The sequence below is a fragment of the Sodalis sp. (in: enterobacteria) genome (assembly GCF_047607725.1).
Taxonomy (GTDB): domain Bacteria; phylum Pseudomonadota; class Gammaproteobacteria; order Enterobacterales; family Enterobacteriaceae; genus JBLKSS01.
Window position 1 is genome coordinate 1 of record NZ_JBLKSS010000123.1, and the last position, 24,378, is coordinate 24,378.

20 protein-coding genes and 2 pseudogenes are annotated in these 24,378 nt (G+C 60.5%); 4 read left to right on the forward strand and 18 right to left on the reverse strand.

Going from position 1 to position 24,378, the window contains the following annotated elements; translation table 11 throughout:
* Nucleotides 1-372 precede the first annotated feature (372 nt).
* On the reverse strand, nucleotides 373-1,416 hold the full coding sequence (locus ACMX3H_RS10895) for a GMP reductase (RefSeq protein WP_415210849.1): 1,044 nt from the start codon (nucleotides 1,414-1,416) through the stop codon (nucleotides 373-375).
* A gap of 184 nt (nucleotides 1,417-1,600) precedes the next feature.
* Here ACMX3H_RS10895 and coaE point away from each other — a divergent pair, with 184 nt between their 5' ends.
* The 3 genes and pseudogenes from coaE (at nucleotide 1,601) to yacG (ending at nucleotide 3,217) form a co-directional block, all read left to right on the forward strand.
* Nucleotides 1,601-2,227, forward strand: coding sequence for a dephospho-CoA kinase (gene coaE / locus ACMX3H_RS10900; RefSeq protein ID WP_415210850.1), 627 nt, complete (start codon nucleotides 1,601-1,603; stop codon nucleotides 2,225-2,227).
* Nucleotides 2,224-3,004, forward strand: a pseudogene (gene zapD / locus ACMX3H_RS10905) (cell division protein ZapD). Before coaE ends, zapD begins: the two are co-directional and overlap by 4 nt.
* A 12-nt stretch (nucleotides 3,005-3,016) precedes the next feature.
* Entirely contained in the window at nucleotides 3,017-3,217 is a 201-nt protein-coding gene (gene yacG / locus ACMX3H_RS10910; protein WP_415210851.1) for a DNA gyrase inhibitor YacG, read from the forward strand.
* 219 nt (nucleotides 3,218-3,436) lie between these two features.
* On the opposite strand, the gene mutT is transcribed toward yacG, so the two are convergent.
* The 3 genes from mutT to secM all read right to left on the reverse strand — a co-directional run bounded on the left by mutT (nucleotide 3,437) and on the right by secM (nucleotide 7,227).
* Nucleotides 3,437-3,826, reverse strand: coding sequence for an 8-oxo-dGTP diphosphatase MutT (gene mutT / locus ACMX3H_RS10915; protein WP_415210852.1), 390 nt, complete (start codon nucleotides 3,824-3,826; stop codon nucleotides 3,437-3,439).
* 130 nt (nucleotides 3,827-3,956) lie between these two features.
* Complete coding sequence (gene secA, locus ACMX3H_RS10920) at nucleotides 3,957-6,659, reverse strand: preprotein translocase subunit SecA (RefSeq protein WP_415210853.1); 2,703 nt, start codon at nucleotides 6,657-6,659, stop codon at nucleotides 3,957-3,959.
* A 76-nt stretch (nucleotides 6,660-6,735) separates the two neighbouring features.
* Entirely contained in the window at nucleotides 6,736-7,227 is a 492-nt protein-coding gene (gene secM, locus ACMX3H_RS10925) for a secA translation cis-regulator SecM (RefSeq protein ID WP_415210854.1), read from the reverse strand.
* Nucleotides 7,228-7,259: 32 nt separating this feature from the next.
* Here secM and ACMX3H_RS10930 point away from each other — a divergent pair, with 32 nt between their 5' ends.
* Nucleotides 7,260-7,787: a DUF721 domain-containing protein gene (locus ACMX3H_RS10930; protein ID WP_415210855.1), complete on the forward strand. Its 528-nt coding sequence runs from the start codon at nucleotides 7,260-7,262 to the stop codon at nucleotides 7,785-7,787.
* 78 nt (nucleotides 7,788-7,865) lie between these two features.
* Here ACMX3H_RS10930 and lpxC read toward each other — a convergent pair whose 3' ends face one another.
* From lpxC to rsmH, 14 genes and pseudogenes are all read right to left on the reverse strand, one after another.
* Nucleotides 7,866-8,783, reverse strand: coding sequence for a UDP-3-O-acyl-N-acetylglucosamine deacetylase (gene lpxC, locus ACMX3H_RS10935; protein WP_415210856.1), 918 nt, complete (start codon nucleotides 8,781-8,783; stop codon nucleotides 7,866-7,868).
* A gap of 111 nt (nucleotides 8,784-8,894) precedes the next feature.
* Nucleotides 8,895-10,055, reverse strand: coding sequence for a cell division protein FtsZ (ftsZ, locus tag ACMX3H_RS10940; RefSeq protein WP_415210857.1), 1,161 nt, complete (start codon nucleotides 10,053-10,055; stop codon nucleotides 8,895-8,897).
* A gap of 72 nt (nucleotides 10,056-10,127) precedes the next feature.
* The gene (gene ftsA / locus ACMX3H_RS10945; protein ID WP_415210858.1) at nucleotides 10,128-11,384 is read right to left on the reverse strand and encodes a cell division protein FtsA; all 1,257 of its coding nucleotides are present in this window, start codon (nucleotides 11,382-11,384) and stop codon (nucleotides 10,128-10,130) included.
* On the reverse strand, nucleotides 11,381-12,217 hold the full coding sequence (ftsQ, locus tag ACMX3H_RS10950; protein ID WP_415210859.1) for a cell division protein FtsQ: 837 nt from the start codon (nucleotides 12,215-12,217) through the stop codon (nucleotides 11,381-11,383). The genes ftsA and ftsQ overlap by 4 nt, the downstream gene beginning before the upstream one ends.
* Before the next feature lie 56 nt (nucleotides 12,218-12,273).
* Nucleotides 12,274-13,746 (reverse strand): UDP-N-acetylmuramate--L-alanine ligase, encoded by a 1,473-nt coding sequence (murC, locus tag ACMX3H_RS10955; protein WP_415210860.1) that lies wholly within the window; start codon nucleotides 13,744-13,746, stop codon nucleotides 12,274-12,276.
* Between the two features lie 72 nt (nucleotides 13,747-13,818).
* Entirely contained in the window at nucleotides 13,819-14,883 is a 1,065-nt protein-coding gene (gene murG, locus ACMX3H_RS10960; RefSeq protein ID WP_415210861.1) for an undecaprenyldiphospho-muramoylpentapeptide beta-N-acetylglucosaminyltransferase, read from the reverse strand.
* Nucleotides 14,880-16,082: a cell division protein FtsW gene (gene ftsW / locus ACMX3H_RS10965; protein WP_415210862.1), complete on the reverse strand. Its 1,203-nt coding sequence runs from the start codon at nucleotides 16,080-16,082 to the stop codon at nucleotides 14,880-14,882. Before ftsW ends, murG begins: the two co-directional genes overlap by 4 nt.
* Nucleotides 16,082-17,398 (reverse strand): UDP-N-acetylmuramoyl-L-alanine--D-glutamate ligase, encoded by a 1,317-nt coding sequence (gene murD / locus ACMX3H_RS10970; RefSeq protein ID WP_415210863.1) that lies wholly within the window; start codon nucleotides 17,396-17,398, stop codon nucleotides 16,082-16,084. Before murD ends, ftsW begins: the two co-directional genes overlap by 1 nt.
* A gap of 2 nt (nucleotides 17,399-17,400) precedes the next feature.
* Nucleotides 17,401-18,483 carry a phospho-N-acetylmuramoyl-pentapeptide-transferase gene (gene mraY, locus ACMX3H_RS10975; RefSeq protein ID WP_415210864.1) on the reverse strand — a complete coding sequence of 361 codons (1,083 nt, stop codon included), beginning with the start codon at nucleotides 18,481-18,483 and terminating at the stop codon, nucleotides 17,401-17,403.
* Nucleotides 18,477-19,844, reverse strand: a complete 1,368-nt coding sequence (gene murF / locus ACMX3H_RS10980) for a UDP-N-acetylmuramoyl-tripeptide--D-alanyl-D-alanine ligase (protein WP_415210865.1) — start codon at nucleotides 19,842-19,844, stop codon at nucleotides 18,477-18,479. Before murF ends, mraY begins: the two co-directional genes overlap by 7 nt.
* A complete protein-coding gene (murE, locus tag ACMX3H_RS10985) occupies nucleotides 19,841-21,328 on the reverse strand; it encodes a UDP-N-acetylmuramoyl-L-alanyl-D-glutamate--2,6-diaminopimelate ligase (RefSeq protein ID WP_415210866.1) in 1,488 nt (495 codons plus the stop codon). Before murE ends, murF begins: the two co-directional genes overlap by 4 nt.
* A complete protein-coding gene (locus tag ACMX3H_RS10990; RefSeq protein WP_415210867.1) occupies nucleotides 21,315-23,087 on the reverse strand; it encodes a peptidoglycan glycosyltransferase FtsI in 1,773 nt (590 codons plus the stop codon). Before ACMX3H_RS10990 ends, murE begins: the two co-directional genes overlap by 14 nt.
* A gap of 25 nt (nucleotides 23,088-23,112) precedes the next feature.
* A pseudogene (gene ftsL, locus ACMX3H_RS10995) lies at nucleotides 23,113-23,432 on the reverse strand (cell division protein FtsL).
* Complete coding sequence (rsmH, locus tag ACMX3H_RS11000) at nucleotides 23,429-24,376, reverse strand: 16S rRNA (cytosine(1402)-N(4))-methyltransferase RsmH (RefSeq protein WP_415210868.1); 948 nt, start codon at nucleotides 24,374-24,376, stop codon at nucleotides 23,429-23,431. Before rsmH ends, ftsL begins: the two are co-directional and overlap by 4 nt.
* Nucleotides 24,377-24,378: the final 2 nt, after the last annotated feature.

A 24,378-nucleotide genomic window follows, 5' to 3' on the forward strand; every position in this document is an offset into this window, starting at 1 on the left:
GTCCAGTCAGGGTGTTTCTTTAGCCTGTGTTAAAAAAGTGACATGAGTACAGTAGTTAGTATCAAATAAGTTGCTTTTGTGTGTTTTTTGAGCGTATCAAAAATTTTGCCTTTCAGTATCAAATGATTTGCCGCGCAATAACCGCTGCTGCAGTTGGGCGAAGTTTTTAGCCAATTTTAAGCGCGTGGCCACCTTGATCTGCTGCTGCTTGAGAGACACAGGCCAAGCACGCTTTTGCCGCATTCCCCCTGCGCGAGGGCGGCGGTGCTAACATGGCTGAGGTAACAGGCAGCTGGGCCGCAGCGGCCACGTTCGCCGACGGCGGGTTTGTGGCACCCGGGCGCCCGCTGATGCGGCAGCGCCCGGCGCGGGTTACAGCTGGGTGAAGATCCGATTTTCCTGCTCGGCGACACGGATGAAAGTGGTGCGTTTGGTCAACTCCTTCAAGCGTGATGCCCCAACATAAGTACAGGCGGAGCGCAGACCACCGAGAACATCGCGAATGGCATATTCCACCGGACCACGCAGCGGCAACCTGACGGTTTTGCCCTCGGCGGCGCGGTAATCCGCCACCCCGCCGACATGCCGCTTCATTGCCGACTCGGAGCTCATGCCGTAGAACAGCATAAAACGCTCGCCGCTCTCCTCCACGATGGTGCCTTCGCACTCGTCATGCCCGGCCAGCATACCGCCGAGCATCACGAAATCCGCACCGCCGCCGAACGCCTTGGCCACATCGCCAGGCACCGCGCAGCCGCCGTCGCTCACAATTTGGCCGCTCAGCCCGTGGGCGGCGTCGGCACACTCGATTACCGCCGACAGTTGAGGGTAGCCGACGCCGGTTTTGACCCGCGTGGTGCATACCGAGCCCGGACCAATGCCGACTTTGACAATATCGGCGCCCGAGAGAATGAGCTCTTCCACCATTTCCCCCGTGACCACATTGCCGGCGCAAATCACTTTATCCGGACAGGCTTCGCGAGCTTTTTGAACAAAGGTCACAAAATGTTCCGAATAGCCATTGGCGACATCAATGCAGATAAAATTCAGCGGCGGCGACAGCGCCAGGATTTGCTTCATTTTCTCGAAATCGGCCGCGGAGGTGCCAGTGGAAACCATCACATGACGTAGTACCGATTCCGGCGCGCGCGCCACAAACTCGCGCCACTGATCCACGTTATAATGCTTATGCACCGCGGTCAGCACGTCGAAGGCGGCCAGCGCCTCCGCCATGTGAAAAGTGCCGACGGTATCCATGTTCGCGGCGATAACCGGCACGCCGGACCAGCGAATGCCGGGATGTTTGAAGGTGAAGTCGCGCTGCAGTTCAACATCGGAGCGGCTTTTCAGCGTGGAGCGTTTCGGCCGGATAAGCACATCTTTGAAACCTAACTTCACATCTTCTTCTATACGCATAGGGTTTTCCTGGTAAAAGGCGACGAGTCGCTAATCAATACCGGATACAATTTGCCTATTCCAGTAGCGGTATCATACGCGGGATTAAAGTTAGGGCAAGACTGCGAAATTTGCCCTTTTTACGCTACAATCGTAACAATTTACCTTGGGCCGGGAGAGTCTCTTTCAGGGTGAGGCAGTTAACGTGACGCAATACATTGTTGCCCTGACCGGTGGTATCGGTAGCGGTAAAAGCACGGTGGCCAATGCCTTCGCCGCCCTCGGCGTGCCCCTGGTGGATGCCGACGTGATCGCACGGGAGGTGGTCGAGCCGGACGACCCGGCCCTGCGTGCCATCGCGCAACATTTTGGTCCGGCGGTGCTGAGCGCGGACGGGTCGCTGGATCGCGCCGCGCTCAGAGCTCGGATTTTCAGCGATCCGGAAGAGAAAGCCTGGCTTAACGGTCTGCTCCATCCGCTTATTAAACGGCAAACCGAACAGCAGTTGCGCTCCGCCCGTGCGCCGTACGTGTTGTGGGTCGTGCCGCTGCTTATTGAGAATAACCTGCAGCAACGCACCGATCGGGTGCTGGTGGTGGATGTGGACCCCGAGGTTCAGATCGCGCGCACGCTTAGCCGGGACGGCGTCAGCAGCGAGCAGGTGGAAAACATTTTGGCGGCACAGGTGCCGCGTCAGCGGCGTCTGGCCTGTGCGGACGATATTATTGATAATAGCGGGCGCCCCGAGGAGATAACGGATCGCGTTGCTACTTTGCATCGACGCTATCTTGCGCTTGCGGCATCAGCAACCCGACAGGATAAATCACCATGAGTAACGTTTACTCGACAACGGTGCTGTTTGAACACCCGTTAAATGAAAAAATGCGGACTTGGCTGCGGTTGGAGTTCCTGCTGCAGCAGCTCTACCGGCATTCGGCATTAAGCGAAATTGCCAATGCGCTGACGTTTTTCCGTACCTTAGCCGATCTGCTGGACGTCCTCGAGTGCGGCGACATCCGCAGCGAAATGATCAAAGAACTGGACCGCCAGCAGCAAAAATTGCTGCAGTGGGAAGGGGTGCCCGGCGTCGACAGCGAACGCGTTAACGCCCTGCGCACCGATTTCAAACGCTGCGGCCCCGCGCCTGGTGCAAGCGCTGCGTGAGGATCGTCTGATCGGCGCCGTGCGCCAGCGGCTATCCATCCATACCCGGCGGCTGCTGTAGTTTTGACCTGCCGGCGCTGCATATCTGGCTGCATCTGCATCTGCCGCAGCCGCAGCCGCAGCCGCAGCCGCAGCGCGACGCATAGGTGGACGGCTGGCTACAAACGCTGGATCCGCTCAACGCCGCGCTGACCCGCATCCTGCATCCTGCATCCTGGATATCGTGCGCCATTCAGGCCCGTTCAAAAACCAAATCAGTTTAAACGGCTTCTTTCAGGATAACGCCGAGGAGGGGGATTTGCGGCGGTTGCGCATCCCTGTCGAGCATCAACTCTATCCGCAAGTTTCCGGCCATAAAACCCGTTATGCTATCCGTTTTTTATCCCTGGACAGCGAGAACGGGGTGGTGCCGAACCGCCTGCCGTTTGAACTGGCCTGTTGTTAGGAGCAATTAACCATGAGCGACGATATTGTTAACGTCACCTGCCCCACCTGCGGCAAAGCGGTGGAATGGAGTCAGAAAAGCCCGTTCCGGCCATTTTGCAGCAAACGCTGCCAGTTAATAGATCTTGGCGAATGGGCGGAAGAGGAAAAGCGTATCCCAAGCGATGTGCAAATAACCGACAGCGACGAGTGGAGCGATGAAACCCGTCACTAAGCGGACAGCGCCCGCGGCGGCATAATTCACCGTCGCAGGCGGCACATCCTGGCGGTGGATGCCGCGCCCGACACCTCTGTTACCCGGTCTTATTCCCACCCAACAGCTAACGTCACGCCGGCCCTCTACGGGATACACGCTCACCGTGCTGGAGGGTTCCGCGCCCCGCTGAGAAATCGCGCCGGATCGATCCACCGCCCGCTGACCAATGGCGCAGGGTTAATCAGCCGTCAGTTGACGAATAATGGCCGCGTTGGCCGGTGGGAACTCTTCAGCGTTTAGTGCCTGCTGCGGGCACCAGCGCACCGGCTGTCCCTCGTTGCCGCAGGGAGTGCCGCGCCACTGCTCCACCAGAAAGAAATAAAACGCCAGCTGCCGCTCGGCGAAGTGATGCTGAGTCGTCGCCAGCAAATGGGCATGCTCGACGTCAATGCCGGTCTCTTCGCGCAGTTCGCGATACAGTGCCTGTTCGGGGCTCTCACCCGGCTCGACCTTACCGCCGGGGAACTCCCAAAAGCCTCCCATGTGGACCTCCGCCGGGCGGCGGGCGATAAATATTTCCCGCCGGGCGTTACGGATGATACCCACCGCGATGGTTCGTATCGTCATAGCTGTCAGCGCTCCTTAAGGTTATCCCGCACAGCCAGGCCGCGCGTCTTAAAAAAAGTGTAAACCTCTTTTCAATAAAACGCCCGGCGAACCGGGCGTGACGAACAACTGCTGGCCGCTTGGCATCGGCTTACTGCAATTTGCCGTGGCAGTGCTTGAATTTCTTCCCGGAACCGCACGGGCAAGGATCGTTGCGCCCGACTTTGCGGCCGTCTTGCGCCGAGGAAACGCTACCCGTGACGGGTTCCGCCTCCGGCGCCTGATGGCTCAGCTGCTGCTGTCTGGCCAGACGTTCGGCCTCTTCGCGCCGTTGCTGCTCCATCGCCTCAACCTCTTCCGGCATGCGCACCTGCACCTTGCTAAGGGTGCTTATCACTTCATATTTCAGCGATTCCAACATGGCGGCGAACATCGCAAAAGATTCGCGCTTGTACTCCTGCTTCGGGTCTTTTTGCGCATAGCCGCGCAGATAGATGCCCTGACGCAAATAGTCCATCGCCGCCAAATGCTCTTTCCACAGGGAATCAAGTGCTTGCAACATGACGCCTTTCTCGAAATTGCGCATCATGTCGCTGCCGACGATCTCTTCTTTACGCTGATATTGCACCAGCGTCTGCTCAAGCACGCGCTCGCGCAGGGTCTCTTCGTGCAGGCCCGGCTCGTCGTCCAACCATTGGGCGATAGGCATATCCAGATCAAAATCATCCTTCAAGCGCTGCTCAAGCCCCGACACATCCCACATTTCTTCCAGCGATTGCGGCGGAATGTAGCTATCGAGGATAGTCTTCAGCACATCCTCGCGTATGCTCTTGATGGTCTCGCTAATGTCCGCGACGTCGAGCAGTTCGTTGCGCTGGGTGTAGATCGCGCGGCGCTGATCGTTGGCGACGTCGTCATACTCCAACAGTTGCTTACGGATATCGAAGTTGCGGCTTTCCACCTTACGCTGGGCATTGGCAATCGCCTTGGTGACCCACGGGTGCTCAATGGCTTCGCCCGGTTTCATGCCCAGTTTGCGCATCATGCCGGAGACGCGATCCGACGCGAAAATACGCATCAGGGCATCTTCCATCGACAGGTAAAAACGGGATGAGCCGGCGTCACCCTGACGGCCGGAGCGGCCGCGCAGCTGATTGTCGATACGGCGCGATTCATGACGCTCGGTGCCGATGATATGCAGGCCGCCGGCGGCCAGAACCGCCTCATGACGCGGCTGCCAGGCATCCTTGATGGCGGCGATCTGCTGCTCGTCCGGCGCTTCCAGGGCTGCGATTTCCGCCTGCCAGCTGCCGCCCAGCACGATGTCGGTACCGCGGCCGGCCATGTTGGTGGCGATGGTCACCGCCCCCGGCTGGCCCGCCTGAGCGACGATCTCCGCCTCCATGGCGTGGAATTTAGCGTTGAGCACTTTATGCACAATGCCGGCTTTTTCCAGCTCGCCGGAAACCAGCTCCGATTTTTCAATGGAAATAGTCCCCACCAGGACCGGCTGGCCGCGTTCGGTGCAGGATTTGATGTCCTCGATAATAGCGTCGATTTTTTCCTTTTCCGTCATGTAGACCAGATCGGCCAAATCCTTGCGGATCATCGGACGGTTGGTGGGCACCACGATGGTATCGAGTTTATAGATAGAGCTGAACTCAAACGCTTCGGTATCGGCGGTGCCGGTCATACCGGCCAGCTTCTCATACAGACGGAAGTAGTTCTGGAAGGTTATGGACGCCAGCGTCTGGTTTTCATTCTGGATCGCCACGTTTTCCTTAGCCTCCACCGCCTGGTGCAGCCCGTCGGACCAGCGGCGGCCCGGCATGGTGCGGCCCGTATGTTCGTCGACGATGATGACTTCACCGTCTTTAACGATATAGTCCACATCGCGGGCGAACAGCACGTGGGCGCGCAGGGCGGCGGTCACATGATGCATCAGCATGATGTTGGCGGGAGAGTAGAGCGATTCGCCCTCCTCCATGATACCGGCTTTCACCAGCAGCTCTTCAATCAGCACCAGCCCCCGTTCGGTCAGGTTCACCTGGCGGGATTTCTCATCCACCGAGAAGTGGCCCTCGCCCTGGAAACTCTCGGAGTCCTCTTTGTCCTGGCGAATCAAATGCGGGATCAGTTTGTCGACGCGGCGATACATATCGGAGCTGTCTTCCGCCGGGCCGGAGATAATGAGGGGGGTGCGGGCTTCATCGATCAGGATGGAATCCACCTCATCCACCAGCGCGTAATGCAACTTACGCTGCACCCGCTCTTCCGGGCTGAACGCCATATTGTCGCGCAGGTAGTCAAAACCGTACTCGTTGTTGGTGCCGTAGGTGATATCGGCGGCGTAAGCGGCACGCTTGGCCGGCGCCGGCAGGTTGATGATACCGACACTCAGCCCCAGGAACTCAAACAGCGGACGGTTGTTTTCCGCATCGCGCTGCGCCAGATAATCGTTCACCGTGACCACATGCACGCCTTTGCCGCTGAGGGCGTTCAGGTACGCCGGCAGCGTGGCGGTCAGGGTTTTCCCTTCACCGGTGCGCATTTCGGCGATGCAGCGATCGTTAAGCACCATACCGCCCATCAATTGCACATCGAAATGGCGCATGCCGAACACGCGCTTGCTGGCCTCGCGCACCACGGCGAAGGCTTCCGGCAGCAGGCTGTCGACTGTCGCCCCTTTGGCGATACGCTCGCGGAATTCGACGGTTTTGGCCGCGAGCTGTTCGTCGCTCAACTGCTCCATGGCCGGTTCCATCTGGTTGATGGCGTCCACCGCCTTGCTCATGCGGCGCAGGGTACGATCGTTACGGCTGCCAAAAATTTTGGTAAGTAATTTTGCTAGCATAATCAGTCACATCTCATCACGGCCCCGTCCATCGGCGGCCAAAAGTCATTTGCGGGAAAGTTACGGTCCTTCAGGGTCAGGTGGCCGCGCGCGGGCCGGCCCGTATTCCCTGCAACTGCGCCAGACGTATGCCGGTGCGGTGGTCGATGAAGCCGACATGGCCCGTTTGACGCAGGCGGCGCACCGGCATCGGCTGCCGCGCTTCGCGATTGAGCAACAGGCCAAGGGTGGTAAGCAACACTTGATGCCGCACGCGCAGCGGCTCGACGGCCTCGGGCACCCAGGCAATGGAGAGATGACGGATGACGGTGCGTATGGCATGCTGGTGCCAATAATCGACGGCGTAGGCGGGGTGACGCGGGACATCCTTCAGCCGCGCCAGCTGGCTGAAGCCGGCCTGGAAGGCGCTTTGCCGGCTGAGGCTGGCGCAGCTGTCGGCCTGGTGCAGCATTTCCTGAGCGCCACCCGGCAATAACGGCACGCCAAACCCGGCCGCGACCATCCCCAACAGGAGATGCGGCCAGAAATAACGTCTGCCAAATTGTCGCCAACGACATAAAATACCCATTACCCGATAATGTCTTCCGCCGGAGTGTTGTTATGCGCGATAGTCGTCCACATCCCATCGACAGCCTGTTTGGCGACGCCGCCGAGACAGGCCGCGTGTCCCTCTCAAAGATTCAGCAGCGGGCCATCATGCTGCTTAAGCTTAACCGCGCGGTCAACGCGCTGCTGCCGGCACCGCTGCGCCCCTGGTGCCGCGTTGCCAACGTCCGCCAGGGCGTGATGGTGCTGGAAACCGCCAATGCCAGCTGGAAGATGCGGTTACGCTATGAACAACCTCAATTATTATCCGCGTTAAGAGTGCAGATTCTACCATCATTGTCGTCCATCGACATCAGGATTAACCCTGGCTTGGCGAGAAAACAGGAATTGAACGCGCAAAATAACGACAGTAGCCGGCAACTTCACCGGCCGCTCGGGGAAAAGCCACGGCAATTGAGCGTACAGAGCGCGGCGTCTATTCGCCATGTGGCGGCGCGCAGCGAAGGGAAATTAAAGAACGCGCTAGAACGACTGTCGGAGCTGGCCGGAGAGAGTGCCGACCCCGCCCGTCGCGGGAAATAGACGCCTAACTGCTAACCCTCTGCCGGCATAAGCCGGGACGTTGCCGTGAGGCGCTGCGTCACCGCTCGCCAACGACACTCATGCCATAACGAAGGAAGGCGCCTTGAACGCCAGCGGGAGTTCCACCTCGTCCTCGAAGGTCACCAGTTCCCAGGCTTCCTGGCGCGCCAGCACCGCCTGCAACAGTTTGTTGTTCATGGCGTGGCCGGATTTGAAGGAGGTAAAGGCGCCGATGATGTTATGGCCGCACATAAACAGGTCGCCGATGGCGTCGAGCATTTTGTGGCGGACAAACTCATCTTCAAAGCGCAGGCCGTCTTCGTTAAGCACCCGGTAGTCATCAACCACGATAGCGCAGTCGAAGCTGCCGCCCAGGGCCAGGCCGCGAGATTGCAGGTACTCTATATCGCGCATGAAGCCAAAGGTGCGCGCGCGGCTTATCTGGCGAACGAACGACTCCGCGGAGAAGTTCAGGAAATAACGTTGCGAGCTGGCATCAATCGCAGGATGTTTGAAGTCGATGATGAAATCGAGCGTAAAGCCGTTATACGGCGCCAGCTTGGCCCATTTATCCCCATCCTCGACGCGCACCGCCTGTTTAAGACGCAGGAATTTTTTGGCGCAGTTAAGCTCCTCAATGCCGGCATCCAGCAGCAGGTAAACGAAGGGGCTGGCGCTGCCGTCCATGATCGGGATTTCAGGCGCATCCACTTCAACGATGATGTTGTCGATCCCTAACCCCGCCAGCGCCGCGTTCAGGTGCTCTACGGTGGAAATGCGCACGTCATGCTCGTTCACCAAACAGGTGCACAGCATGGTGTCGCGCACCGACCGGGCGTCCGCGGGAAAATCCACCGGCGGGTTCAAATCGGTTCGACGATAGATGACCCCGGTATTTGCCGGTGCAGGGTGTAGTGTCAGTGTGACCTTTTTGCCGGTATGTAACCCCACACCGGTGGCCTGCACGATACGTTTTAATGTCCGCTGTTTGATCATCTGTTTCTCTCGCAATGTTTAACCATGCCGCCTACTCTGCCCAATATAATATAGAGGAGAGTGGGCGGGCCAGTTTAGCACAAAGAGCGGCGTTTCCCAAAATGGCACGGTTTAATCCGCCTGTTTACGCAGGAAAGCCGGAATATCCAGGTAGTCGGGTTCCTTACTTCCCTGGGCGTTTTGCTCATTGACCGCTTTGGCCGCCGTTTTCTGCTCTTGAGCGAGCGAAGACAAGCCCGTGGCGTGATCGCGGTAGCGGTTATCCATGACCGGCTGGCTGCTCTGCTTGTTGGTCACCAGCGTAATTTCCGGGCGCTTGTCCATGCCGATGCCGGTGGCCACGACGGTAACGCGCAGTTCGTCGTTCATATCTAGATCCAGCGAGGTACCGATGACCACGGTGGCGTTGTCGGAGGCGAAAGCGCGGATAGTGTTACCCACGGTTTCAAATTCGTCCAGACGCAGGTCGAAACCGGCGGTGATGTTGACCAGTACCCCGCGGGCGCCGGACAGATCGATATCTTCCAGCAGTGGACTGGAAATCGCCATTTCCGCCGCTTCTTCCGCGCGATCCTCACCGCAGGCGACACCGGAACCCATCATGGCGTAACCCATCTCCGACATTACGGTGCGCACGTCGGCGAAGTCGACGTTCATCAGGCCGGGACGGGTGATAAGCTCGGCAATACCCTGCACCGCGCCTTTCAGTACGTCGTTGGCGGCGCCGAAAGCGTCCAGCAGCGAAATACCGCGGCCCAGGACTTTCAGCAACTTATCATTGGGAATGGTGATAAGCGAGTCGACATGCTTGGAGAGTTCAGCGATGCCCTGCTCGGCGAACGCCATGCGTTTTTTGCCTTCAAAATTGAACGGCTTGGTGACCACGGCGACGGTCAGGATACCCAGATCCTTGGCGACTTCCGCGACAACCGGCGCGGCGCCCGTGCCGGTCCCCCCGCCCATGCCGGCGGCGATAAACACCATGTCGGCGCCCTCAAGCGCGGCCCGCAGCGCTTCGCGGTCCTCCTCGGCTGAGTTGCGGCCCACTTCGGGATTGGCGCCGGCCCCTAGCCCTTTGGTAATACCGCTGCCGATCTGGATAGTCTGGCCCACCGCCGTCTTACGCAATGCCTGCGCATCGGTATTCACCGCGAAGAAGTCCACGCCTTCGATGCGCTCGCGCACCATATGCTCGACCGCGTTGCCGCCGCCGCCGCCGACGCCGATGACTTTAATCACCGCGTCGTTGGTTAATTCCATAGGTTCAAACATAATTTCTCTCCGTTTTGTGCCTGTCGCTTCGGAATCGGCCGCCTGCACAGCCGGGTTCCGTCTTGAAAATCATTAAAATTCTTTGCGCAGCCAGCCGCTGAACCGCTTAAACCATGTGCTGACCGACGTTCGTCTTTCCACATCCACTTCGCCGCTTAAATGTGACTCTTTACCGTAATGCAGCAGCCCAACGGCGGTCGAATAATAGGGCTCCTGCGCATAATCCGTCAGACCGGTGATATTCAGCGGCTGGCCGATGCGCGCCTGGGTATGGAATACCCGCTGCGCGCAGGCCGCCAGACCGTCGGTTTGCGCCGCGCCACCGGTCAGCACGATGCCCGCGGCCAGATGGTGCTTTACCCCCTGCGCCCGCAGCTGTTCCTGTAGCTGTAAAATTTCATCGTTGACCAGGTTCAGCAGCTCGGTATAACGCGGCTCGATCACCTCGGCCAGGGTTTGGCGCTGTAGGCTGCGCGGCGGCCGGCCGCCGACGCTCGGCACTTCAACGCTCTCGTCCTTGCTGACCACCGACCCCAGTGCGCAGCCGTGGCGAACCTTGATCGCCTCGGCGTCGGTGGGCGGCGTGCCGAAGGCATAGGCGATGTCGCTCGTGACCACGTTGCCGGCATAGGGAATCACCTTGGTGTGGCGCAGCGCGCCGGCGGTATAGACCGCCATGTCCATGGTGCCGCCGCCGATATCCACGACGCACACGCCCAGCTCACGTTCATCTTCCGTCAACACCGCATAGCTTGATGCCAGACCGGCGAAAATCAGTTGGTCAACTTTCAGCCCGCAACGTTCAACCGCTTTGACAATGTTCTTCGCCATATCATTATGGCAGGTAATCAGGTGGACTTTGGCCTGCATCCGCACGCCGGACAGGCCAACCGGGTTTTTTATTCCTTCCTGATAGTCAATCGCGTAATCCTGCGGGATCACGTGCAAGATACGGTGCTCGTCGCGCACCCGCACCGATTTGGCGGTATGCACCACATTCTCGACGTCTTCCTGCGTCACTTCTTCTTCAGAAATCGGCACCATGCCGATTTCATTTTGGCAGCTGATATGTTTGCCGGACAGGGCAAGATACACCGACGAGATCTGGCAATCCGCCATCAACTCCGCCTGATCGATGGCGCGCTGCACGCATTTCACCACCGATTCCAAATCGTTAACGCCACCTTTGTCCATGCCGCGCGACGGGCAACTGCCGACACCGATGATATTCACCATACCATCCGGCAGCACCTCCCCTACCAGCGCGGCCACCTTGGCCGTGCCGATCTCCAGTCCTACTACCAGTTTTCTGTCCGTCGCCTTAATCATTGTTGTTCTGCCTGTGCCTGAGTCTGTTGCTGATTACTGTTTTCCGGCTCGATATAGGCCGCAGCCCATCCGACGGCCAGGCCCGAGTCATAGCGCAGGTCCACGTAGCTTATGTGCTTATTATCGTTCCGGGCCTGCTGGAGAAGAACCGGATAAATCCCGATAAAGCGCTGCAGGCGCCTGGCTCTGTCGTCCCGACCCAGCTCCAGCCGGGTATCGTCCCTTAGCGTTAACTGCCACGAATGGCGGGCGCTCATGCTGACCGCCTTGAGCTGAAACTTGGCGGCCGTCAGCACCTCGTTCATGGTGCGATAACCGGTCAAGACGTCTTGCTCGCTGCCTTCCGGGCCATAGAGCATCGGCATGGGCTGATTGCCGATGCGCTCCGCCGGCGCGCTGAACACCTTGCCGCTGCCGTCCAGCAGATGTAAATCATTCCAGCGCGTCACCGGCACATATTCCACCACGTGGATTTTCAACTCGTCCGGCCACTGTTTACGCACGCTAACCTGCTTAATCCACGGCATGCGCTCAATCTGCTGCTGGATGACGTTGACATCCTGCGTCATAAAGGTGCCTGGCGCCCCCAGCGCCAGAATCGCCTGGCGAATATCGTCATTGGTGGTGTAATGACGCTCTCCTGTCACCCCCAGCCGGGACAGCGGTAAACGATGAGGGTCTTTCATCCAGCCCACGACCATCCAGCCTCCCCAGACGATGGTGCCAAGCACCATCACCAGGAAGATCAGACCCGCGAGCTGGCCGCCGTTACTGCGTCCCGCAGCGGCTCTCTCCGTCTCACGGTTGCGTACGTTTATCGCCGCCTGCGACATGTCAGGTCGCTCCCGCCGCAACGACCGTCGGCGCATGCCGGCATCGGCCGGGCCGTTTAACCATGACGTCCCTCGCCCTGCTGCGGCTGCAGCCTGCTATCGGCCAGTTTACGGGCGATTTTGCCCACCGTGCCGGCACCCTGCATTAGCACCAAATCGTTATCATCCAAGGCCTGCGCCAGCGTCGCCGGCAGCGCATTCATATCCGGCACCAAAATCGGGTCCACCTTGCCGCGCCCGCGTATGGTGCGGCACAGGGAGCGGCTGTCGGCGCCGGGGATCGGCGCTTCGCCGGCGGGATACACATCCAGCATCAGCAGGACATCCACACCGGACAACACATTGGCAAAGTCATCGTACAAATCCCGCGTGCGCGTATAACGGTGCGGCTGAAATACCATCACCAGCCGCTTGTCCGGCCAGCCCGCCCGCGCCGCTTTGATGGTGGCGTCCACCTCGGTCGGGTGGTGGCCGTAATCGTCAACCAGCATGACCTCGCCCGTTTTACCGTTGACGTGGGTCAAATCATAACGGCCCAAATCGTCAAAGCGGCGGCCCGTCCCTTGAAATTGCAGCATAGCCTGCAAAATACTCTTGTCATTGATGCCCTCTTCGGTCGCCACCGCAATCGCCGCCCCCGTATTCAGCGCGTTGTGCCGACCCGGCGCATTGAGCTCCACCCACAAATCGGGCTTATCCTGCCGGGTGAGGGTAAAGCTGCCGCGCGCGCCGTCCTGGCGGTAATCGGTAATGCGCAAATCGGCATCGTCGCTAAAACCGTAGGTGGTAATCTGCCGCCCAACACGGGGCAGCAGTTCGCGGATCACCGGATCGTCGATACACATCACCGCGCGGCCGTAAAACGGCAAATTGTGCAGAAAATTGATGAACGTCTGCTTCAAATTCTTAAAGTCGCCCTGGTAAGTGTCCATATGGTCGGCTTCGATATTGGTGATAATCGCCACCATCGGCTGCAAATGCAGGAAGGAGGCGTCGCTTTCGTCGGCCTCGGCAATCAGGTAGCGGCTGCAGCCCAGGCGGGCATGCACGCCGGCGGCTTTCACCAGGCCGCCGTTAACGAAGGTCGGATCCAGGCCGGCCTCGGCGTAAATACTGGCCACCATCGCGGTTGTGGTGGTTTTGCCGTGGGTGCCTGCGATGGCGATACCGTGACGAAAACGCATCAGCTCCGCCAACATCTCCGCGCGCTGAATCACCGGAATACGCGCCTCTTTGGCCGCCACAATTTCCGGGTTATCGGGGGCGATAGCGCTCGACACCACTACCACGCTGGCGTCGCTGATATTCTCCGGGCGGTGGTTGAAATAGATCTGCGCACCCAGGTCGGTCAGCTGCTGCGTCACCGCGTTCGGCGCCAGATCGGAACCGCTGATTTGATAGCCCTCGTTTGCCAGCACTTCCGCGATACCGCCCATGCCGGCACCGCCGATGCCGACAAAATGGATTTGCCTGACGCGGCCCATCTCGGGGACAAAAGTTCGCAGTTTAGCCAGTTGTTGTGTATTCACAGTATTATCGCTTAAGTCAAAAAAACGCTCTGGACGGCACGCCCGGCCCGTCCGGTCTTGTCGGCGCACGGCTTAGACACCCGCCGCCGCCACTTCCCGCGCCACCCGCTCCGTCGCGTCGGGAATAGCCGCCGCCCTGGCGCGCTGCGCCATGGTCAGCAGCGCCGGCCGATCCCAGCCTGCCAGCACGTCACTGACCCGCTCGGCGGTAAAGGCCGGCTGCTCGATGATTTTCGCCACCCCGGCCTGCTCCAGCGGCCGCGCGTTCCAATACTGCTGACGATCTTTGTGCATAAACGGCACAAACAGCGCCGGCAGCCCGGCGGCGGCGATTTCGCTCACCGTCAGCGCGCCGGCGCGACACACCACCACATCCGCCCAGGCGTAGGCGGCAGCCATGTCGTCGATAAATTCCACCACCTTGTGCTGTGTCTCTCCGGCCACCGCATAGGCCCGGTTGACCTCCTCCAGCGCCCCTTTGCCCACCTGATGCCACAGGGTCACGGTGCCCGCCAAGCGGGCGGCGACCGCCGGCATGGTCTGATTCAGCACCCGCGCGCCTTGACTGCCGCCGATCACTAAGACCCGAATCGGGCCGGTGCGTTCGAGAAAGCGCACTTCGGGCGCCGGCAGCGCCAGTACCGCATCGCGCACCGGATTGCCCACCACGTCGGCATAGGGGAGCGCGCCGGGAAACGCTTGCAGCACTTTGCGGGCAATTTTCGCCAGACCTCGATTGGTCAGGCCGGCGATGCCGTTCTGCTCATGCAGCACCACCGGGATACCGCAGCTCCAGGCCGCCAGACCGCCGGGTCCGGAAACATAGCCGCCCATCCCCAGTACCACATCCGGCTGCCAGGCGCGCATAATGCGCCGCGCCTGACGCCAGGCGCGCCAGATGCGCACCGGCGCCATCAGTTGCGCTTTCATGCCCTTGCCGCGCAGGCCGCTAATGCGGATAAAATCGATGTCGATGCCGTGTTGCGGCACCAAACTGGCCTCCATGCGATCGGCGGTGCCGAGCCAGCGTACCTGCCAGCCCTGCGCCATCAGGTGATGGGCAACCGCCAGTCCCGGGAACACATGTCCGCCGGTACCGCCCGCCATCACCATCAGCCGCCTGATCTTTGCCGTCATCGCGGTCCCCTCGCAAACGCCTGTGCCTTGGCCATGCGCGTCTCAAAATCCACTCTCAGCAGCAGTACAATCGCCGTCGACATAATCAGCAGGCTGGAGCCGCCGTAGCTGATCAACGGCAGCGTCAGCCCTTTCGTGGGCAGCATGCCGGCTGCGGCGCCCACGTTGACCAGCGCCTGGAAGCTGAACCAGATACCGATGGAACAGGCCAGGAAACCGGAAAAGCGCTGGTCGATTTCCAGCGCTTTACGGCCGATGGACATCGCGCGGAACGCGACTAAAAAGACCATCAGCAGCGCCAGCACCACGCCGAAATAACCCAACTCTTCGCCCAAAATGGCGAAAATAAAGTCGGTATGGGCTTCCGGCAAATACTCCAGTTTCTGTATCGAATTGCCCAGACCCTGCCCCCAAAACTCCCCGCGGCCAAAGGCCATCAGCGATTGGGTAAGCTGGTAACCGCTGCCGAAGGGATCATCCCACGGGTTCCAGAAAGAGGTCACGCGCCGCATACGATACGGCTCGGCGATAATAAGCAACACCACCGCGAAAATGCCCGAACCGATAATCGATAAAAATTGCCACAGTTTGGCGCCGGCCAGGAACAGCATCGCCAGGGTGGTGACAAACAGCACCACCACGGTCCCGAGGTCGGGCTGCGCCAGCAGCAGTACCGCCAACAGCACCATCACGCCCATGGGTTTGCAAAATCCCCAGAAGTTAGTACGCACTTCCTCTACCTTGCGCACCAGATAACTGGCCAGATAGCAAAACAACGCCAGCTTGGACAACTCCGCCGGCTGGATCCGCAACGGGCCGAGCGCAATCCAGCGCGACGCGCCGTTGACCGAACTGCCGACTACCAGCACCACCAGCAGCATCACCAGAGTGATAAGCAACATCACCGAGCTGTAGCGCTGCCAGACCGCCATCGGGATCCTAAGCGTTGCCAGCGACAGCACAAACGCCAGGCCGAGGTAGAAGGCATCGCGCTTGGCGAAATAAAACGGATCGTCCGACAGGCGCGCCCCGGTGGGCATCGATGCCGACGTCACCATCACAAAACCGATACCGGCCAGCCCCAGCGTCAGCCACAGCAGCGTGCGGTCATACAGCACATGGGTCGGCGCCTCCGGCTCGCCCCCCCCCATCACCCACGCCTTCAGGCGGGGAATCAATCCTAAACCGGGTATGCGCATCAGCCTACCTCCCGCGCCAGGCGCGTGAAGACCTCACCGCGCACTTCAAAATTGCTAAACTGGTCCAGGCTGGCGCAGGCCGGCGACAGCAGCACCAGATCCCCTGCCCTCACCCGCGTACCGATGATTCGCATCGCCTGCTCCAGTGTCTCAGTGAGTGTCGCGGCGTCGGGACGCAGGGACGCCAGCTGCGCGCCGTCCTGCCCGAAACAATACAGCTGTACTCGGTCGCCCTGCACCAAAGGCGAAAGCGGCGTGAAATCGGCGGATTTGCCATCGCCGCCCAGCAGCAGATGCAACGTACCCGCCACCGCCAGCCCGTTCAGCGCCGCTTCCGTGCTGCCCACGTTGGTCGCTTTGGAATCGTTAATCCAGCGTACACTGTGGCGGTCATGCACCAGCTCAAAGCGATGCGCCAGACCGCGAAACTGCCGCAGCGCCGCCAGGCTGGCCGAGCGCGGAATACCGATGGCGTCCGCCAGCGCCAGCGCCGCCAGGGCATTGGTGTAATTATGGCGGCCGCCGACGGTCATTTCGGCGCATTCCAACAGCGGTTCGCCGCGCGCCATTAACCAGGTCTCGCCCGCGCGTTGGCTAAGATAATAATCACCGCGCTCGACGCCGAAGCTGACGCAGCGCGCGTCATGTCCGCGTACCGGCAGGGTGAGCGCATCGTCGGCGTTGACCACGCACACCACGGCATCGTGATAAATTTCCAGTTTGGCCGCCCGGTACTGTTGCAGGCCAAGCGGATAACGGTTCATATGGTCTTCGCTAATATTGAGCACGGTCGCCGCCGCCGCTTGCAGGCTATGGGTGGTTTCCAGTTGGAAACTCGACAGCTCCAGCACATACAACTGGCGGGGCGCCTCCAGCAGCATCAGCGCCGGCAGGCCGATATTACCGCCGACGCCCACCTGCCAGCCGGCGCCGGCGGCCATTTCGCCCACCATGCGGGTGACGGTGCTTTTGCCGTTGGAGCCGGTTATCGCCACCACCGGCGCCGACGCCTCGCGCGCGAACAGCTCAATATCGCCGACAATAGCGATGCCGGCCTCCGCCTCCGCGGCCAACGCGGGATGCGACAGGGGGATGCCGGGGCTGGCGACGATAAGCGTGGCGTCGAGCAGCCACGCTTCGTTCAGCGACCCCAGGTGGCGCGGGACATCGGCCGGCAACTTCTCCAGGCCCGGCGGCGTAAATCGGATGTCCATCACCCGCGGCGTCACGCCGCGGCTGCGAAAGAAGTCAACGCAGGAAAGGCCGGTAAGCCCCAGCCCGATAATGACCACCTGTTCGCCCCGATAGTCCGTCATGATTACCGTACCTTCAGCGTCGCCAGTCCGATAAGGACCAGCATCAGCGAAATTATCCAGAAGCGCACAATAACGCGCGGCTCCGGCCAGCCCTTCAATTCATAATGGTGATGAATGGGCGCCATACGGAAAATGCGCTGACCGCGCAATTTGAACGACCCCACCTGTAAAATCACCGACAGGGTTTCCACCACGAACACCCCGCCCATAATCAGCAATAAAAATTCTTGGCGCAGCAGCACGGCGATAGTGCCGAGCGCGCCGCCCAGCGCCAGCGAGCCGACGTCACCCATAAAGACCTGCGCGGGGTAGGTGTTGAACCACAAAAACCCCAGACCGGCGCCGACGATCGCCGTACACACCACCACCAGTTCCCCGGCGAAGCGCACGTAGGGAATATGCAGGTAGCCCGCGAAATTCATGTTACCGGTCGCCCACGCCACCAGCGCCAGGCCGGCGGCGACGAACACCGTCGGCATAATCGCCAGGCCGTCCAGACCGTCGGTCAGATTGACCGCGTTGCTGGTGCCGACGATAACGAAATAGGCCAACAGCACATACCACAGCCCCAGCTGCGGCATAATGTCTTTGAAAAACGGCACCACCAGTTGGGTCGCCGGCGTATCTTTTCCCACTGCGAACATGGTGAACGCCACCGCCAGCGCTATCACCGACTGCCAGAAATACTTCCAGCGAGCGATAAGTCCCTTGGTGTCTTTGCGCACCACTTTGCGATAGTCGTCGATAAAGCCCACGATGCCGTAACCCACCAGAACAAACAGCACGCACCAAACATAGGGATTGGACGGATAGGCCCACATCAGCACCGAAATCGTGATCGACGTGAGGATCATCAACCCGCCCATGGTCGGCGTCCCGCGCTTGCTGAAATGCGATTTCGGGCCGTCATTGCGTACCACTTGCCCAATTTGCAGTTTTTGCAGCCAGGCGATAAGGCGCGGTCCCATCCACAGCGACAGGAACAACGCGGTCAGCAGACTGACGATGGCGCGGAACGTCAGGTATGAAAAGACGTTGAACCCCGAATAAAATTGGACCAGATGTTCGGCCAACCAGACTAACATGGTGCTTTCTCCTGTAACGCGCGCACCACTTGCTCCATTGCGGCACTACGTGAACCCTTCACTAATACGGTCATTACCGCCTGCTCTGACAACAACTGCGCCAGACGGGCGGTGAGCGCCGCTTTGTCCTGAAAATGCTCGCCCCGGCCGCTGGTCTCACCGATAAGGTGGCTCAGATTGCCGACGCTTAATATCTTGTCGATACCGGCCAGGGCGACGGCTTCGCCCACCTGCCGATGGCACTCGGCCGCTTCATCGCCCAACTCCGCCATATCACCCACCACCATCACCCGGTAGCCTGGCATATCCGCCAGCACCTGCGCGGCGGCGGTCATGGAGCCGACGTTGGCGTTATAGCTATCGTCCAGCAGCAGCTGCCCGGCGCCGAGCGCGATGGGGAACAGCCGTCCCGGCACGGCCTTGAGCTGCGCCAGGCCGGCGGCGAGTGCCGGTAGTCCGGCCCCCACCGCCAGCGCCAGCGCGCTGGCGGCCAAGGCATTGGCGACATTGTGCCGTCCCGGTAGCTGCAGCCGCACCGGGCACTCCCCGTGCGGACTGTGCAGGGTGAAACGCACCCCCTGATGATCGCTTACGATGTCGCTGGCAAAGAAATCCACGCCTTCGGCAGCGTGTACGGCGAAACGCCAGACCGCTTTGTGGCCCAGCACCTGTTGCCAGTGCGGCCAATCGTGGCTATCGGCATTAAGGATGCCGCGGCCGTTGGCCGGTAGGCCGGCGAAGATTTCGCCCTTGGCCTGCGCGACGCCCGACAGCGAACCGAACCCGGCCAGATGCGCGGCGGAAAGGTTGTTTACCAGCGCGGTTTCCGGCCGCACCAGATCGGTCGTCCAGGCAATCTCGCCGAGATGATTGGCTCCCAGCTCAATAACCGCGAAATCATGCTCCGGCGTCAGACGCAGCAGCGTCAGCGGTACGCCGATATCGTTATTGAAATTCCCCTCGGTCGCCAGCACGCGCCCGCACTGGCGCAGGATGGCTGCGGTCATCTCTTTGACCGAGGTTTTGCCGGAGGACCCCGTCAGGGCCACGACCCGCGCCGGCACCTGCTGGCGCACCCAGGTGGCCAATTGCCCCAGCGCGCGGCGGGTATCGGCGACAATCAGTTGCGGCACGTCCAGCGGTAGCCGGCGATTAACCAACAGCGCCATGGCGCCGGCGGCGACCGCCTGTTCGGCGAAATCATGGGCGTCGAACTGCTCGCCCTTCAGCGCGACAAACACACTGCTTTCGGCAGCGTTCGGCGCCCGCGAATCGGTGACGACAGCCAGGATAGTGCGATCGTCGCCCACCCGTTCGGCGTTAAGCACCGGTGCGATAGCGCTGAGAGTAAAGGGGATCATGCCATCACCCCCAGCAGCCGCGCCACGGTGGTGCGGTCGGAGTAGTCCAGCCGCTGCTGACCGATAAGTTGGTAATCCTCATGGCCCTTACCGGCCACCAGCACCAGATCCGCCGGCGCGGCCTGCATGATGGCGCTGGTCACCGCCTCGGCGCGGCCTGAAATCGCCTGGGCGCGGCCCGCATCCAGCAAGCCGCTCTTAATGTCGTTGATAATGTCCTGGGCCGCTTCCCCGCGCGGGTTATCGTCGGTGATAATCACCCGGTCGGCGTACTGTTCGGCGATAGCGCCCATCAGCGGCCGCTTGCCTTTATCGCGATCGCCGCCGCAGCCGAACACACACCAGAGTTTACCGTGGCAATGTAGCCTGGCCGCCGACAGCGCCTTTTCCAGCGCATCGGCGGTATGGGCGTAATCCACCAGCACCGAGGGACGGCCTTCGGCGTGAAAGACTTCCATGCGGCCGCAAACCGATTGCAGACGGCTGGCGCTGTCAAGCAGCGCCGGCAGCGGGTAGCCGAGCGCCAGCAGCGTGGTCAGCGCCAGCAACAGGTTACTGACGTTGAATTCTCCGATTAATTGACTGTGGACGGTCCCTTCTCCCCAGCTGGAGCGGAAGGGGATATCCGCGCCGCGCGCATGATATCGCACCTCGCCCGCGCACAGCCAATCGCCCTGCCGTTCGGGCGGCAGCGCGCCGCTGACCGCTACCGCTATCGCCTGCGGCAATTTCTGCAGCCAGCGCCGGCCGGTGGCGTCATCGGCGTTGATAATGCGCTGACCGACGTCAAGCTCGCCGAACAGCCGCCATTTGGCTGCTTCGTACTGCGCCATATCGCCGTGATAATCCAAATGGTCGCGGCTCAGATTGGTAAAGACCGCGGCGGCGAAATGCAGACTGCTGACCCGGTGCTGCACCAGGCCGTGGGACGAGACTTCCATCGCCGCGAAGGATGCGCCCTGGCGCTGCAACTGCGACAGCAGCTGCTGGACCTCGATCGGTGAGCCGGTGGTGGTGTCGGCCGGATGGATCTGGCCCATTACGCCGTTGCCCACGGTGCCCATCACGGCGCTCATCTCGCCCAATAACTGCGCCCATTGCGCCAAAAGATGCGTGGTAGTGGTTTTGCCGTTGGTGCCGGTGACGCCAATCAGGCGCAGCGCGCGCGACGGCTGCTGATAAAAGCACCCCGCCAGCGCCGATAACCGCTCTTGCAGCCGGTGAAGATAGATGACCGGCACGCCGTGCAGCTCACGGATTTCACCTTCTTCGGCTTCGCCTTCCGCTTGTGCCACGACGGCGGCAACGCCTTGCGCGATCACCTGGGGGATATAGCGACGCCCGTCCGTCTGATGGCCGGCGACGGCCACAAACAGATCGCCCGCAGCCGCGGTGCGGCTGTCCAGCGTCATGTCCCTCAGCACGCGTCCCGGCGCGTTAGGCACCCAGGGCGCAAGCAGCTCACGCAAATTACGATCGGTCACCTGATGCCTCTTTTCGATTATTGACGACCATGTCGGATTTCTCGCCGGGCTGCGGCAGCGCATCCGGCTCTATGTTCATTGTACGCAGTACGCCGCCCATGATGGCGCCAAATACCGGCGCGGAGACCGCCCCGCCGTAGTATTTGCCGCCCTGCGGATCGTTTATCACCACCACCAGCGCAAAGCGCGGATTACTGGCGGGCGCGACCCCGGCGGTATAGGCGATATATTTATTGATATAATTACCGTCCGGCCCGACCTTTTTGGCGGTACCGGTCTTGATGGCGATGCGATAGCCCTTGATCGCGGCTTTGGTACCGCCACCACCCGGCAGCGCCACGCTTTCCATCATGTGTACCACGGTACGCACCAGCGATTCGGGAAACACCCGCTCTCCCGCCACCGGGGGATCGACCCGGGTAATGGAGAGCGGGCGTAAAATGCCCATACCACCGATCGTGGCGTAGACCCGCGCTAATTGTAACGGCGTTACCATTAGCCCGTAGCCGTAAGAGAAGGCAGCCCTCTCCATGTCGGACCACCGTTGTTTATGGGGATATAAGCCACTGCTTTCTCCGACCAGCCCCAAATTGGTCGCCTTACCCAATCCAAAGCGGGAGTAAGTTTCTACCAGCGCCGAGGACGGCATCGCTAACGCCAGCTTAGACACACCGACGTTACTCGATTTCTGCAAAATACCTGTCACGGTTAATTCGGCATAGCGCACCACATCCTTGATTTGGTGGCCGCTAATCATGTAGGGCAGCGTATTGAGTACGCTGTTTTCCCGCACCACGCCGCGCTGCAGCGCGGTCATCACCACCATCGGCTTGACCGTCGAGCCCGGCTCGAAAATATCGGTGATGGCGCGGTTGCGCATCACGTCCATGGTGGTGCCGATCAAATTATTGGGGTTGTAGGAGGGGCTGTTGGCCATGGCCAGCACTTCGCCGGTATTGACATCCACCAGGACCGCCGTGCCCGATTCGGCCTTATTGAACGCCACGGCGTTGTTCAGCTCGCGATACACCAGCGCCTGCAGCCGTTCGTCAATACTCAGCGCTAAATTGTGCGCCGCCTGGCTGTCCACCGACGAGATATCCTCGATGACCCGGCCGAACCTGTCTTTACGCACCGTACGCTCGCCGGGCTGGCCGGTCAGCCAGCGGTCGAAGCTTTTTTCAATGCCTTCAATGCCCTGGCTATCGATATTGGTCACGCCGATAAGATGCGCGGTTACCTGACCGGCGGGGTAATAGCGCCGTGACTCCTGGCGCAGATAAATACCGGGAAGTTTAAGTTTATGGATGTAATCGCCGATAGCAGGATTAACCTGGCGCGCCAAATAGACAAAACGCCCTTTGGGATTGGCGTTGATGCGTGAGGAGAGCTGATCGAGAGGGATGGAAAGCGCATCGGACAGTGCCTTCCAGCGCCTGTCGGCGCTAATACCGCCATGGTCGTTGAGCTCTTTCGGATCGGCCCAGATGGCGTTGACCGGCACGCTTACCGCCAGGGGACGGCCTGCGCGGTCGCTTATCATGCCGCGCGCGGTGGGGACTTGCTGCACGCGCAGCGAGCGCATATCCCCTTCACGCACCAGTTTGTCGGGGTTGATGACCTGCAGATAGGCCACCCGCAGCATCAGCCCCACCAGCGCCAGCAGGATGCAACCGCACAGCAAGGCGAAACGCCAGCTGACAAAGCTGGTCTGATTCTCCTGGCGTTTCAGTTTCATCGTGCGTGCTACGGCTTTCATGTATTGTTAGCGATCCCTGTGTAGATTACGGTTGAACCACAATATTCTCTTGGACGGATCCACATGCTGCATCTGCAGCTTCTCGGTGGCGATACGCTCAACACGGCTGTGATCGCCCAGCGCGTTTTCTTCCAGGATCAGGTTGCGCCACTCGATATCCAGCGCGTCCTTCTCCAGGACCATCTGTTCACGTTCAGCGGTCAGCCGCCGGGTCTGGTGGGTGGTCGTCACCACCAGGACAGCCGAGACCAGGACCGCAATCAGCAACAGCAGCGGCAGCTTGCCGTGGCGCAACAGATCGCTGCCGATGATCCCGATAAGACCGTGCCGTTCGTTGCCGATCATGACGCCAGCTTCTCGGCGAAGCGCAGCACCGAACTGCGCGCGCGCGGGTTATCGTGAATCTCTTGCGCCGAAGGCTGCATTTTCCCGGCCGCTTTCAGTTGGCGCCGATCCTGGTGCTGCGCGGCGATCTGCGCCTCCGTGAGCGGCAGACCCGCCTGCACCTGCGGCCCGCGGCTGTGCTGACGGATAAAATGTTTCACCAGCCGATTCTCTAGCGAATGGAAGCTGATAACCGACAACCTACCGCCGGGGGCCAGCACCGTCAGCGCGCTGTCCAGCGCCCGTTCGATTTCTTCCAGCTCGCTATTGATGTAAATGCGGATCGCCTGGAAACTGCGCGTCGCCGGGTGCTTATGCTTATCGCGAAACGGACTGGCGTCGGCAATCAACGCCGCCAGTTCGCGGGTGCGGGTCATCGGCTGCTGGCGATTCCGCGCCACGATGGCCTGAGCAATGCACTTGGCGAAGCGCTCTTCGCCGAAGGTTTTCAACACCCAAGCAATATCCTCCGCCGACGCTTGCGCTAGCCACTGCGCGGCGGACTGACCGCGCGAGGTGTCCATGCGCATATCCAGCGGTCCGTCGCGCATAAACGAAAAGCCGCGTTCCGGATCGTCAAGCTGCGGCGACGAGACGCCCAGATCCAGCAATATGCCGTCAACCCGGCCCAGCAGGTCCCTTTCCGCCATGTAATCCGCCATGGCGGAAAACAGCCCATGGATAATGGTAAAACGCGCATCATCAATGACCCTCGCCGCCTCGATGGCCGCGGGATCGCGATCGATAGCGAACAGTCGTCCCTGCGCATTCAGCTTTGACAAAATAAGACGTGAATGCCCGCCGCGTCCGAAAGTTCCGTCCAAATAGACGCCATCTGGCCGGAGGTTCAGCCCCTTCACCGCTTCATCCAGCAACACGGTGGTATGTAAATAATTCTCTGACATGG